Source organism: Tepidibacillus infernus (assembly GCF_048898065.1).
Taxonomy (GTDB): Bacteria; Bacillota; Bacilli; order Tepidibacillales; family Tepidibacillaceae; genus Tepidibacillus_B; species Tepidibacillus_B infernus.
Map to the genome: position 1 here is coordinate 2030827 of NZ_JBLWFI010000001.1, position 14835 is coordinate 2045661.

The following is a 14835-nucleotide window of genomic DNA, read 5'->3' on the forward strand; positions in this document are numbered from 1 at the left end:
CATCTGCCTACTATACCCCTTCCAACATTTCAATATTAGGTTATTCTTTTTCTAAATCTATCAATTCACCGTAATACTTTGTGTTTTACTATCGTAGTAAATATATAATCCAAATCCCTCACTTAATGCACGAACAGGCAGCATCGTTCTTCCATTTCGAACAAATGGGGCTACATCTAATGCTTTTCGTTCTCCATTTTGGCTCATGTAGGATTGTTCCAACCAAAAATCAAGAACCTTATAATCGTTGATCGCTTCAGCCTTTTGTTCGGAGCTAAACCAATTTACCTGTCCACCTAATAATTCAGAAAAAGCACGGAGGGGTAAAAATGTTCTTCCATTTACAATGATCGGTGCTTGATCTAAGCTTTTTTTCTCATTTCCAACGAGTACTTGTTTTTGATTTAACGTAAATTTTAATGTAGGTTTCTCAGCGATTTCAGCTTTATTCCACTCTTTTATTTGTAAATTGGCAAAAGAGAGCTGTCCTTGGTTAGGCGTTTGATCCGTTGCATTTTCTTGATGAACAACATAGATACTTTTCAACGTAAGTGGATAAGCGACTCCCTTTGGCACAGGAACAGTTAAGGTTTTCCAACCTATCCAATCTACCTTTTTCGCTAGATCAACATAATAGACTTTTCCATTTTTATCCCTAATCTCAGTCCGGAGCCAATGGCCACTATTATCCCCTTTTACATCCAGTGTTAAGAATGCTGGTTCTCCCCTAACATACTTACCTACGGTTCCATACTGAAGATAGACAATACGAAGATCACTAGAATTACCAAAATCATAAGTAAATATTCCTGATTTAAAAGAACCTGTGCCAATCCCCTTTAATCCTTGAATTAAATAAATACCAGGTTGGTCAAACTGATCAATCACTTTTCCTTCTGTTTGAGTACCAATCACTACAGGTACAGCTGTACTAAACCCTTGATAGCTTGCTATCAGCATTCCTACTGATGCTTCGGAGCCCGTGACAGTACCATCTGCTTGTACACTACCTTTTGCTCCAATTAACTGCCATTTTAATAGCTTGGTATCTACGGAGCGTTTAGAACCGTCAGTGAAGCTCATGGTTACAGTTGGTTTCAAGGATTCACCTGTATTGATACGGATTATATCTTGATCAATCTTAATTAGCTTTAGGTCTTCCTTACTATAAACTTTTATCTGATGGGTTTGTGTGGTTTGTCCAAGGGATGATTTGATATTAAATGTCCCTTGTTGGTTAAAGATAAAGTTAAACGGATTCTCTTTATTTTGCTGAACACCTGTTGCTACATCCCACTGAACGCTTACTTCTTTTGGATCGATTGGATTGTAATATTCATCATAAGCACGAGTGATCTGGGCGGTAAGGGTTTCACCCTGCAAAGCGCCCTTTGGTAAGGAAACCTGCCCACCTAATAACTTTCCTTTTGGTGCTGTACTAAATATAGCTAAGGCATTAGGAACCTCTCTCTCAACCCCATATTGAGGAATAGTAACATCTGATAGATTAAAAGTACCTAAACCACGAGCAACCATTGTTGTCGAGCCGCCACCATCTAGATTGACCGCTTTCCAGACACCACGGTGGATTAAAAAGGTACTCAGTTCATCTAATGTCATCCCAACACTGTTTTTGCTTTTTTCTGCTGTAACCAGATATAGATAGCGCTTATCTTGAGAATAACCAACTGCTGTACGTGCGTGGTTTCCTTTAATCTCATAAGTGATTTTTGCCTTTTGTCCTTCATCTACTAATAGAGTTGAACCATCAATTGCTGTTAACCATTTTTGATCAGGATTAAGCTTAAAATCTACTTGGATCGTTTCACCTATACGAACATGCTGTTTTAAAAAGACTTGAGCCTCACCATGTCCTAATAATAAGTACGCACCATTTGGGATTTCATCAACAGCCTGATTATCTAGCATTTGCGTTACTATTCCGTTCTCGACTAATACAATCGTATACTCGCCTAAAGCATCACCTACCCAATTCTTCATATTCCATTTATCTGTGTACATATGAAGTCGATTTTGGTGGCTATTACCACTAAAACGGAAGCCTGAGTTATATTGGGTTTTGTTCACTCCATACAATTGAAACTTACTTCCATCTTCTGTTGTTACTTCTGCATCAAAATCTAAACGATCAATAAAAGGAACTCCATTTTGATCAATCATCAATGCATTTTTGGAATGAATATAGCCTGGAGATGTAATCATTTGTCCATTTTGAATCGTCGCACCAAACGGAGCACCCTCTGCGGCAAGTGTAAAAAAGTCGCCATTCACCGCTGCAACGGCCCCAGTTTCTTTGGCCATATTGATCGGGCGTTGCTTATTACCGGTCATCCCCTCTTTACCCACCATCGTATCTACTTTAATATAAGGATTCTTCAAATCTACTTCTATCAGATTTATTTTGACGATACCCGTAGAAGTCTTCCAATTCCACTTCTCTAGTTTTGCCCCAGCAGTAATCCATTCCGAAGATACTAGATTTCCACTTGGGACACTCTCAGCTGCTATTGCTCCATGAATAGAAGGAAACATGGATAGTAGCATAGCCAGTACAGTGGTTACTTTAGCTAAGATTTGCAACCGTTTTTTCATTTTTTGCTACCTCTCCCTACCTTTTTTAGAATTTCTCTACCATATAGACGTACAAAAAAATGAAAAGTTGCTAGGAAAAAAAGTAGCAATAAGGTAATGTATATTACAACGAGCTCCGTCATCCATGCCTTTCTGTGATTAAAAAACAAGGAAAGAAAGGCATTCCTGAAAGTCGCTTCTTTTGTAATATACATTACCATTAAACTATAATAAAAAGTAAGCCTTTCTTTGATGAAAGGCCCTCTAATTCTTCATTTTTATTTAGGTAATTTTTTTAGCTTTTGCATTAAGCGGTATGAGATGGTCGCTGCTTCAGCCCGAGACATGAATGATCTTGGATTAAAGACAATACTATCTCCTGATTGACTACCACTCATGACTTTTGCTTTAATCACCGCTTCAATATAGGGTGCAGCATAAAGGTTGATACTTTCTCCGTCAGCAAACATTTTTGCTAAATTTAATTTAGAACGTTCTGCATTAGAAGTAATCTTTAAATTGGCTGCACGAGCGATCATCGTTGCCGCTTGTTCCCGGGTTAAATAGCCGTCTGGGTTAAAGAGTCCATCACTTTCACCACGAATAATTCCTGCCCGAGCAGCTGTTTCAATATATTCATAAGAATAAAACTCTGGATCTGGATCCAATAATGGACTGACATCTTTAAATGTTGGGTTAATCGGTCTTCCTCGGTCATCATATGGACCTGCATCGATTGGAATATCTAATGCTTTAACAAGAAGTGTTGCTAGTTCTCCTCTTGTAGTTAATAGGTCAGCACCAAAACGATTACGTTCTGCAGGAATCATTAATCCCTTAGAATACATGGTTTGTAGATAGTTTGCTGCCCAAGGATGTTTAACAATATCGTTAAAACTTCCTCTTTTTGCCATTACTGTATAATATCCAAATTCATTAATCGGTGCTGTTACTGTTTTTGCTTTTGTATTCACGACCCCACCTAAATTGACCCACTCTCTTTTCTCAGGATCAAAATGGTAGATCGCTAACAAGTTTTGCGCATCATCACGAATACTTTGATCAAATTGAATCGTTATTTCCCCTTGGTTATTAGGAACCAGCCCTGCATCCACATTAGTAAGATCTCCGTTTGCCTCAATCCAATACAATTGACCTGCATACCCTGTATTATCTGGTGGGAGAATATAATATTTCATATATCTATCCCAAATCCCATTAAAATCTTCAAAGGTATACTCGTCACCATCCCAAATAATTCGTTGTCCTGTTTTTCGATTAACAATACTAAAATCTAAATACTCATCAGCCTTATAATCGACGATTGAAGAGCTTCCTTTTTCAATCAACCAGGTATTCTTTGGAAATTCAAGCAGCACCTTTTTATCAAAGACATCCATTTTTCCTTTACCTGTGAAAACTTCTTTATACCTGGCTCCTTCTTTCGGTGTGGCTGCATAATAAATCTCAAACTGATATTTACTACTATTTCCATTTCTAACTACAGTATAGGTAATTTTATTCTTACCGTTCTTTAAGAAAACGTCAGCTTTAAACTGTTTTGCCTCACTATCACTAATTGGTTCAGCTACTGCTTCAGTTTTATCTATGATCACTTGCTCAGCTTCTGCTTCAATGATCACTTCAATAAAGTTACTATTCACTACTTTTTGGTCAGGTAAAACGGGTTGAATCAATTTCACCGGTTGTGGTGAGCGAGTAACATATATTTTGGCACTTTTTGAAGATCCATCTTGACTAATTGCTTCAATTTCAAAGGTATTCGCCCCATCATTTAGACGTATGGATCGATCAGTTACTACCTTGTTGTTTGTTAAGTCTAACTTAAGATAAATGTCATTACCAGTTGCTTCTGGATAGACTTTATCATTTTGTACATCAATATATACTGCTCGTTGACCATTGTAATAGAAGACCAATTCCTTTGCATTATTAAAGTTCATCGTCAAGTCAATATACCTAGAATCAGTCTCAAAGATATTGGTGTCTGTTTCAGTCAGCGTATATCGACTACTTACACTTGGAGTAATATCAACAAATGGGCCATCACCTTTAAAGTAGAATAAAGTTAGCTTCGTCTTTGTTCTTACCGCTCCATCTGTTACCTCAATCGTAATTTCATTGGCTCCTACACCTAAATCTGTGAGGCTAAACGAAAAGGTTCCATTTGTTTTATCGATTGTTAAAAGAGCGCTTTGATTTGTATAAACCGTGCTTCCATACGCATTTTCAACAGTAATGGTCATATTGTCCATTTCAGTTGTAGGAATATTGATAAATTCCCCTATCATGGTATCAATATTTAAACCATCCGTTCCCCCGATTCGATCTCCATTTACTAAGTTGGTAATCTTAACGTCTGGAGTACTTACATATTGAACAGTATAGATTTCCATATTTTCTGATTCTGGCGCTGCTGGATATACCTCAAAAAAGTTATCGCCTGGTTGAAGATCAACAGTCACTTTATAGGTTGGTGCTTTCGTTGCATCGATATTGGCAACTGGAACAGCATTTGTTTGTCTTGTGCCATTTCCATCCACATAAACATGATTGATGAACTGATCTAAATCAGTAACCGTATTACTTGTTGTAATATAAAAGGTTAGGGTTCGAATCGTTGCTGTATCAGAAAGCCCAGATGTACTTACCACATAATTTGAAGACGTATTTAAATATTTTAATTTATAGGTTTGTGGTTGATAGGTTGTCCCATCTGCCAGTGTAAACGTAAAAGAAAGATCATTGATATCAGGATGTTTAATTGTATCAAATTCAAGGGTAAAAGAATCCGCCCCTTCATTGGTTAATGTGTAATTCGTTGTTTGTCCGTCATTTGTAGCGATCGATCCACTAATCGTAGTTTGACTATCAAAATCATTTCTTGTGATAATAAAACTTCCACCATTATAAGTCACCTTCAACTGATCATTTGCATCATTAAAGTTATAAACGTCGCCACTAACAGTTAATGGTTTAGTAGAAAAATTCATAGATGGAAGTAAATCTTGGCCATCTATTTGTCCAAGAATATAGGGTACTCCTTGTGGTTCATAATAAACATCCAATGTGAGTGGATAAGTTTTCGTTTGATTCTCTGCTTGAATGGTGATGGAATTCTTCCCTAATTGTAAAGGAAGATCAGTAAAGGCAAATTCATCCTGGAGTTTCATTAACAGTCCATCGTATTCAACCCCATTAACAACAGCTACGATCGAATCAGCATTATATACCTTACCTGTTAGCATCACTTGATTATTATTATAGGTTAAATCATCTGTAATCCTGTTATCTTGTCTTAAATCTTGTGAATCATTATATAAAACTGAAGTGATAAATGGTAGATTCGTATATTCAACATATTTCGTATCTGATACTGTTTGGCCTTGATAAATACCATATACTTTAATTCCATTTAATCCTTCATATAACTGAACATCGTTAAAGGTAAAATTAGATCCTGAGATATCAGGCTTATCTGCCCCATCTTTATGTTTAATCTCAATAAGTCTCCCATTATCTATTCTATATTGGGTGATGGTATAACCTAAATCGGTAACACCATAGGCACTACCGGAGATATTGATTGTTGGCTTATTAACCTGTGTCGGTTGTTGTTCTGTACCCAATGGATCTGTAATTACAATTGGTGCTCTCTCCTCTGCTTTGACAAAAGCAGTGAAAGGAACTAACGAAATGACAAGTGCTAATGCAATAAAAAGACTTAACCATTTCTTAAATGCATAATTCATCATATCCTCTCCCTCGTCTAATTGGTCTTCTATATATATCGGAAGAATAGCAGTAAACTTTAACCCTTTTTAGAAAAAAGAGTCTCTGCACACTCTATTCTTCCTTTCACTGATCTGTCCAAACTTGTACTTTTACCAAAGGGTCTTCTGGTGAACGATCGTAAAGGTAAAGCTTGTCGTTTGTTATGACCACCATATACTTTTTCTTCGGGTCTAAGGGGATCTTTTGCCCTTTAAATGTAATACTTTCTATCCCTTTCATCCAGTGGTAAGCACCAAAGGTCGTATAGGCCAATTCTGCATCATTTGCCGCTTTTACTTCTAATGGATAGGATAAAAATAGGTCCCCTTTTTCACCATGGGATTGATCAAATTTTTCAAAAAGGTGATTTAGATGCAAGTGAGATTCATATTCTGGTGACTGGATCTGATCTAAGTAGTTTCCCTTCTGTGCAAATAGTTTAGTAATCATTGAATCGTCTTTACCTGAATAACGTAAAATTCCTTGAGTTGTAAATAAATCCATATAAGTAATATTCACGTAATCTTCACCATAATACTTTCCAGCTGGACTTAATGCGTAATAAAGGTCGCCATCTTCATTCACCCAATGATCTGCACTATTTTCTATAAACGTGAGCATTTCATCTGCCAACTGTTTTGCCTCTTCATCTTGCAGCCAATGATAAAGAGCATATAAATAATTGATTTCATATAAGGCATGGTTTAAAGAAACCAAGGTCTTACCCCGTTGCTGTTCTGAGTAATAGTCGGGATACAAATAACCACCATTAAGCTGATAAACAATTCCTATTTCTTTTAATTGTTTAAAATAGTTTTTAAACTGCATCCCTTTTTCAAGCGCTTCTTGATCATCATACATCAATCCATAGCGTATTAAGAATAAGGAGGCATCGACTGACATTCTGGTATCAATATAATTGGGACCTAGTCCGTAGGCTCGATTCAAATAAGCCGCATTTACCCCTGCACGCCAAAAACCGTCTTCCCTTTGCATCTTGATCAGTGTAAACTTTGCATTATCTACAAAGTCCTCTAATAATCGGTTTGGTTTGATTTGTAAGGTTTCGATCAATAGCATGGGCACTGATGCCTGTAAACTGATATTTTTATTATGATACTCTTCTTTATCTTGATATTCTATCGGAGTATAGCGGTGAGTTCCCTCCGCTGTAACCCAAGTATTGGTCTTATGATAATTTTCACTAATCTCCCAGGCCCTTTTGACAAAAGGATCCTCTAATTCTAGTTTCTCTTTACTTAAGATATACCATTGATCTAATGATTCCCCTGCCTTGATGTTCAGGGTGTCTTGAGATTGGTATTCATCCTCTGATAGCCATGTATGTAAGGGGTCATGATCGATATAATGATAGGCACGGCTTCCATACACTTGCTCATTCTCCTCGATGTTTACTTTTAGTTGTTGATCTCCTTTAGGGGAATAGATTTTAATAAAAAAGATTTGGTCTCCAGTTGGCAGCTTTCTTTGCGTAATCACCAATTGACTGATGGTTTGATTTAGTTGATAAAATGCTACAAAACGGAATTCTTCCATATTCGTTTGTTTCGTATTTCCAATCAACCGAAAATCTGTTAAGTCTCCATTCAGACTCCAACTTGCTTGAGGTAAATCTTCGCTTTTAAATTGAATCTGATTCCCTATTACATCTAGCCCTTGATAAGGTAGATCATTATTTATGGATTGTCCTTGTTGTTGATATGCATACATATAAATAAAGAGTGTTTTTGTATCCTCATCCCAATGGACTTGTCGTTCAATTAAGGGGCTTAATTCATTTAGAGATATATATGTAGTCCCTTTGAGTAGAATAATGTCTAATTTTCTCCATAAACCTTCTTTGTAAAATTGCTTTGACTTTACTTTAATGTTTACTTTTCTTTGGTCAGGATAAAAAAGTGTAATTGTATTCGTTCCACTATTCCATCTAGATGTGATTTCAAGTTTCTTTGCAATTGCACTTAGGGGTAGATATACCTTATGATTGTTAAATAGATAATCCATATCTTGACGAATACCATCTACTTCAATCATCCCTTTTTGTAGAGAAGGGTTTGCAAAAGAAAGTTGAGGAGTAAAACTAAATACGATCATGATGACAAAAATGAGAGTAAACCACTTTTTATTCATATAGCTAAATCCTTTCTACAATAACTTTTATGAATAGTATATCCGAATAACCAAACTAAAAAAACCAATAAATATAACAACATCACCTGTGCAATATGAGTATGATGTGATCGTAATTGGTGCTGAACCAGAAGGGATAGCTGCTGCTATTGCTTCAGCTCGAAATGGTGCAGATACCTTATTGATTGAAAAAAGGGATGGGCTTGGTGGTTTATTCACCTATGGCATGTTAAATCAACTAGATCTTGGTTATGACAAAGATGGCAATCTTGCAAACCAAGGTATTTTTAAAGAATGGCATCAAATCGTAAATAACAGAGGTGCTTTCGATATCGAAGGGGCAAAAGAAGCTTTTATTCATCTTATCGGTAAAGAGAAAAATCTTACCGTTTTACTCCAAGCCAATGTACAAAAGGTTATAAAAAACGGTAATCAATTGGTTGGCTTAGAAGTGCAGGATCAAACAGGTTTACATACCTATCAAGCTAAACGTTTCATTGATTCAACAGCAGATGCAGATATTGTCGCTATGGCTGGGGTTCCCTACTTCCTAGGTCAGGAGGATATTGGGTTAAAAGATACAAGAATGGCCGATACCCTTGTACTTGTGTTAAAAAATGTGGATTGGAATCGAATGAAAATGGCTGCTGAAAATGGTGTACTTGGTGGAGCAGAGGTTTATGAAAATATGGCTTGGGGATTCACTGATGTCATCAATCAATACAAACCCATTGAAGCAAATACTCGCTTACGTGCGCTTAATATTGCTAAACAATTCAACAATGGCCTTGTGACGATCAATGCTTTGCAGATTTTTAGCGAAGACGGTTTAAGTGATGAGTCAAGAAAAGAAGCGATGGAACGGGGAAAAAGAGAGTCGATCAATGTCTTAAAGTTCCTTAGACAAGAACTACCTGGCTTTGAACAAGCAGAAATTGCCCTCTATCCACCAGAGTTATATATCCGCGAAACAAGACATATCCTTGCTGAATATCAATTAACGATTAACGATATCTGGATGAATCGAGATAAATGGGATAGCATTGGTTTTGGAGCTTACCCTGTAGATTTACAAGCAACTTCTGTAAAAGGAGAAGGGGGTTATGAGAAGGTGATTACAAGACCGATCCAGTATGCGATCCCTTTTCGCTCACTCGTTCCTAATGAGATAGAGGGACTATTAGTAGCTAGTAAAGCTGCAGGCTATACATCCCTTACAGCAGGAAGTGCGAGAACTGTCCCAATTGGCATGACTGCTGGGCAAGCTGCTGGAACAGCAGCAGCTATATCAATCCAGCTTCATACAGACTTCCGGAAAATGGTTAAAGATCGTGTTCCAATCAGTGAATTACAAAGGCGACTCAAGTTGCAAGGGGCTCTTCTTTATCATTTCACCCTTTCCTATCCGTTTGAGGGGGAATGGTTTGATCAATCGATTCAACAATTATTGCCCTATGGTGTGATTCAAGCAGGCTATGAGAATGATTTAAAAGTGGATGACCCGATTACAAAAAAAGACTTGGTTGAGTTATTAAGTACTACCATCAAAAGAAGCCACCCAGAGCTATATGGGCAGCTTATAGAAGATCATCAAGATTTGATCAACAACATTCTTCAAGATGATGTATCACCCTATTTAACTAGAGATCAAATGGCAGTCTTATTATTAAGCATCTTCAATCACATGAAGGTCTCCCCAAGTCCATGGGAACAACTGATGAAATTGAAGTTAGTTGATAAGGAATTGGAGGCAAGACTATCTTCTAACCGTGAGGTTTTAAGAAGTGAAGGGATTTATATGGTTGCTTTTATATTGAATAGATTATCCAATGTTTCTAGTTATAAAGTTTATTAAAAAGATCCGTGCTGTAATCTCTGATGTCAGATATATTAAGCATACCATGCTTTGACTTAATCTCGTTAAAGTATTTAGCTATTAATTCCTTATCTATTATCCGATCCGATCCTTCGTTGTCATTTAAGTCCGTTCTAGTAACCCGCCATGGCTCCTCAGCATGAGTCATTTTTTCTAAAACCTTGCCACTATAACAGCCAAAATTTCTAACAATGCTATCTAAAAGCTCTTTTTCTACTGTAGTTAATTTTATCTCCCCGTACTCATAATCCTCTTCTTCAATCGGATTATAGCCATGATCTTTGTATTTATAATATATACTTCTAAATACAGGGCCATGCACCCAAGCTTCACAGTTATTGTGAAATAAATATACCCCTGTAAAGGCTTTATAAAAGCCCTGCGAATAATACAATAGCTTTTGTAGAGCTAGTGGTGTTATATCAACTGAGTTTGTTAGTAAATATTTAACAACATAATCTATTTTATCTTCCATTTCAACGGTAGTGCCTATTGAAGTTTCATTATTTTCTAAAGCATTACTTATGCGTCTATACGCTACATCTGTAATGTTATTTTTATTTTGAACTAATATCTCTTTGAGATAATTGGGGTCATTAAGGATTTTTTTTAGTATATCAGAGTATTGTTTTGTGGGAATATCTCCATCTAAATACCTGGTTAATGTACCTTCTCCCCAACCTAATAACAAGGACAAAGGCCTTTTCCCTACATCATATTTTTCTAATATCAGTTTCATTTCTGATACTGAAATCAATCCTTCTTTTTCTCTATATGTTTTATCTAACATAGCTAAATTATGATCACGAATTTCAGACACAAATATTTCACTTCCACATTTGTTGCAATAAGCTTCTTTTCCTATATATTCAACAATTTTACCTTTGATGTTTTTTTGTTTTTTCTCTTCTTTAATAGAGTAATCAACCATTTCATGACATCTTTCACAAAACCCTACCATTCAGGTTTCCTCCCTTTTTAATAATCTTTCATTTGATATTATCAAATCATTTACTTGAACAGATATTTAATCGGCTTATTTCTTTTATGAAAAGAGACCACTATGGTAAAGTCATCTCCTTTTCTTGTCTGAGTCATGTTTATTTTTATATATATATCAACAGATTCTAAAGTGCCCCAGTAATCTAACTCATGACACTTACTGAATATGTACAATTTCTCATGGGCAAATTCTTCTTTTTCGTTATCAACAGCGTAGCAAAAATCGTCATATTGAATTCCTAATAATATTTCCTTTTCCTTTTTTGTATCAATTCTATAGTCCTCAATAAAATTGATGTTTTCATGTCTATTTTGATTTTTAGAAATGATATACTTTCCATCTAATATTGCTTTTCTAAACTTTTCAAGATACATTTTTATTTCATCAGGAGTAAAATCTGTATATTTACATATTTTTCTTTGGCTAGAGCTCAAATTTTAGCCACTCCTCTTCCTCTATTATATTCAAATTATACACTATCTATTCCAAACTGAAAATAAAAATGTACTAATTGATACATTTAATTAAAATGTTAATTATTATAATCCTATGTCCATAATATTTATGATACGAATATATGTTCCTATTATAGCAAATATTCATAATTATACAAGTATTTTCGAGAAATTTACTTATAATTTTTAAAAATTCTAAATAACCTTTAAATACTATAATAAAAAAGGAGGTGTAGATTACCTACAACCTCCATTTTAATTTACGGGCGAGTCTTCGCATCATATTCTTCATCTTCTGCACTAATTTTACTTTCAATAATACTATGGATAATTAACCATTTCCCAGTTTCTTCGGAATAAAATATCTCATTATCTGAAAAATATCCGGATGGGTCTTCGTTAACGATTTCTTCAAACGCCACAGTAAAATTAATATCCTCTTCCGGATAAATGGAATATAGGATGTAAGACATTGCTTCTACCCATAACCCTAGATCCTCTTCATTTTTATCATAGTTTGTATTATATGTCTTGTAATTTTCTCCTGAAATAACACCATGAACTTGAATGGTTCCTTTGCTATCTCTGTTTACCCTGTAAAAATCAAGTTGAATTGTCCCATTTTCAAACTCAATCGTTAGAAAATTTTCAGTATTCAATTGTTTTTCTAAATATTCTAAAGGTAAAGGTCCATCATTTGGTACATCTTCTAGATTAAATGATGCTTTTATATTCTCATATTCTTGAGCAAGAGTACCTTCGAGCCAATGTGAAATATGGTCAATTGAAACTGCAAAATTAAGATTTCCTTCTCTAGATGCCTTTGATGTAATTCCGATTACTTCACCTTTTTGATTGAATAAGGCTCCACCAGAGCTTCCGTGTGTAATAGGAGCCGTGATTTGTACAAACTGAATACCAAAATACTCTCTAAATCCACTGATTATTCCTTCAGAGATGGTATTTTGAAAGCCTTCAGGATTACCAATGGTTACAATCTTTTCACCACTTTTTGCAGTCTTTGGAGAGTTTATCTCAATAGGTTCAATATTAAATTTTTCCGTCGATTTAATGACAGCTAAATCTGTGTTTTTATTAAATACTACAATTCCTTCAATCTGATATTTTTTTCCTTCTGAGGTAGTGATTGTCCCAGCAGTCATGCCTTCTATTACATGGTAATTGGTTAAAACCAATCCATCCTTTATAATCACTCCACTTCCTAACAAACCTGCATCTGTTTTGATCAATACAACTTTCTTGTTATTAAGATCAAATAGTTCCTGAGGGGTAAGATTCTTCTTTTCTTTAGATTTGGTAATGATGACTGTTTTTGTATTACCATCCCACGTTACTTTTGCACCTAAAGCTTCACTGACAAACCTTAATGGAACCATCGTACTTTTGTTGATAATTTTCGCTTTCTGTTCTAACTTCACTGATTTACCATTCACTAAAGCAAAGTCGTTTCCTACCACTAAGATAATAGTAGTATCTTCTTTTTGACCAATCACTGTCTTTGTATTGCCATCCCAGATAATCGTAGCTCCAAGGCTTTCAAAGATCCCTCTCATTGGTACTAAAGTTGATCCATTATCAATTACAGGAGGCTGCTGATAGGACTGAACTTCCCCATTTATTTTTACTACAATATTTGATGCAGCATCAACTTGCATAGAAAAAGCAAAGGTGAATACAAGAGTTATAAATAATAACGATAACTTTTTCATTCTCTTACCCCATTTTACGTTTGTTCTTAATCTAAAAACCATTCGACATAAAGGACAATATTCCTTTATTATTCTTAAAATTTTGAAAAAAATAGGGGATAATTATTTACTTTTTGTCGATATATGTATGATATCTAATTATAGATGTAGAATATTTGTTTAATTTACAAAAAAGCACCCAAGGATTAACCCTTAGGTGCTTTAATTTAATAACATCTAATTACTCATTATCAATAACAATTAAATCTACTAAGCCTTTAGTATTTGTATGAACATATACTTTAGAATAGTTAGTAAGTGTTTGCTCCTCAGACTTAATAGAAGCATAGGTTGTAGCAGTTACTACATCATCAGTTGTATTGTAATTGTAAACATATACTGTGATGTTAGTATAGTTTCATGGACACAACTTAGTTAAGTCCCTTACAATAAAAACGGGAGAGGATGTGTCCAATATGAAACGCAAAAAATTCAATGATGACTTTAAGAAAACGATTGTGGATTTGTATCATTCAGGCACTTCTGTCAAAGATCTGTGTAGCGAATATGGCGTATCAAAGGTTACGGTCTACAAATGGATTAAACAATATACCCCAATTGGATCAGGAGACGAGGCAATGACTCCAAAAGAGGTAGCCGACATGCAAAAGCAAATGCTCCGCCTCCAACAGGAGAATGAAATCTTAAAAAAGGCTATAGCCATATTCGCCAAAAAGTAAGTGACACAGAATTGACAGAATTGATTGATAACCATAAATCAGATTATGCTGTCCACACCTTGTGTGAGGTGTTGGGCATTCCAAGAAGTACCTATTATCAAACACAACATTACACGGAATCAAAACGTGACCGTGAAAATCGGGAGATGACCAAACGAATCATTGAAATCCACGAGGAGAGCAAACAGCGTTACGGTGCTCCCAAAATCCATTATCTCCTGAACCAAGAAGGTTATAAGGTCAGTCTTAAGCGTGTCCAGCGTTTGATGAGAAAGGCAGATATCCGTTCCATTGTGAAGAAAAAATATAAGCCTTATCCGAGTAAAGAGAAGGTTGTGGAACGTGACAATCTGTTGCAACAGGATTTCTCTACCAACACCATGAATGAGAAGTGGGTGGCAGATATTACGTATATCCATACGCTTAAAGAGGGTTGGTGTTACCTGGCTTCTGTAATGGATTTACATACACATAAAATTGTTGGTTACTCTTTTGCAAAATCGATGACAACAGA

At 35.6% G+C, this 14835-nt stretch carries 7 protein-coding genes and 1 pseudogene; 2 read left to right on the plus strand and 6 right to left on the minus strand.

Annotated features, from left to right (window positions below; genetic code table 11):
• Positions 1–60 precede the first annotated feature (60 nt).
• The 3 genes from TEPIDINF_RS10225 to TEPIDINF_RS10235 form a co-directional block, all read right to left on the minus strand.
• Positions 61–2613 (minus strand): stalk domain-containing protein, encoded by a 2553-nt coding sequence (locus TEPIDINF_RS10225; protein WP_421691922.1) that lies wholly within the window; start codon positions 2611–2613, stop codon positions 61–63.
• A 257-nt stretch (positions 2614–2870) separates the two neighbouring features.
• Positions 2871–6368, minus strand: a complete 3498-nt coding sequence (locus TEPIDINF_RS10230; RefSeq protein ID WP_421691923.1) for an S-layer homology domain-containing protein — start codon at positions 6366–6368, stop codon at positions 2871–2873.
• Positions 6369–6471: 103 nt separating this feature from the next.
• A complete protein-coding gene (locus TEPIDINF_RS10235) occupies positions 6472–8538 on the minus strand; it encodes a stalk domain-containing protein (protein WP_421691924.1) in 2067 nt (688 codons plus the stop codon).
• A gap of 106 nt (positions 8539–8644) precedes the next feature.
• Between TEPIDINF_RS10235 and TEPIDINF_RS10240 the strand changes: the two genes are divergently transcribed.
• Positions 8645–10393: an FAD-dependent oxidoreductase gene (locus tag TEPIDINF_RS10240; protein WP_421691925.1), complete on the plus strand. Its 1749-nt coding sequence runs from the start codon at positions 8645–8647 to the stop codon at positions 10391–10393.
• On the opposite strand, the gene TEPIDINF_RS10245 is transcribed toward TEPIDINF_RS10240, so the two are convergent.
• The 3 genes from TEPIDINF_RS10245 to TEPIDINF_RS10255 form a co-directional block, all read right to left on the minus strand.
• Positions 10374–11375, minus strand: coding sequence for a type II TA system antitoxin MqsA family protein (locus TEPIDINF_RS10245; protein WP_421691926.1), 1002 nt, complete (start codon positions 11373–11375; stop codon positions 10374–10376). The two genes, TEPIDINF_RS10240 and TEPIDINF_RS10245, sit on opposite strands and share 20 nt — an antisense overlap.
• A 50-nt stretch (positions 11376–11425) precedes the next feature.
• Positions 11426–11851, minus strand: coding sequence for a hypothetical protein (locus tag TEPIDINF_RS10250; protein WP_082732510.1), 426 nt, complete (start codon positions 11849–11851; stop codon positions 11426–11428).
• A 281-nt stretch (positions 11852–12132) separates the two neighbouring features.
• Entirely contained in the window at positions 12133–13602 is a 1470-nt protein-coding gene (locus tag TEPIDINF_RS10255) for a stalk domain-containing protein (protein WP_421691927.1), read from the minus strand.
• A 455-nt stretch (positions 13603–14057) separates the two neighbouring features.
• Here TEPIDINF_RS10255 and TEPIDINF_RS10260 point away from each other — a divergent pair.
• Positions 14058–14835: pseudogene (locus tag TEPIDINF_RS10260) on the plus strand (IS3 family transposase); the annotation flags it as partial.

Bases quoted from the DNA above. Each gene is read 5' to 3' on its own strand.
- TEPIDINF_RS10235 (WP_421691924.1), bottom strand. From the start codon at position 8,538: ATGAATAAAAAGTGGTTTACTCTCATTTTTGTCATCATGATCGTATTT.
- TEPIDINF_RS10245 (WP_421691926.1), bottom strand. From the start codon at position 11,375: ATGGTAGGGTTTTGTGAAAGATGTCATGAAATGGTTGATTACTCTATT.
- TEPIDINF_RS10225 (WP_421691922.1), bottom strand. From the start codon at position 2,613: ATGAAAAAACGGTTGCAAATCTTAGCTAAAGTAACCACTGTACTGGCT.
- TEPIDINF_RS10230 (WP_421691923.1), bottom strand. From the start codon at position 6,368: ATGATGAATTATGCATTTAAGAAATGGTTAAGTCTTTTTATTGCATTA.
- TEPIDINF_RS10255 (WP_421691927.1), bottom strand. From the start codon at position 13,602: ATGAAAAAGTTATCGTTATTATTTATAACTCTTGTATTCACCTTTGCT.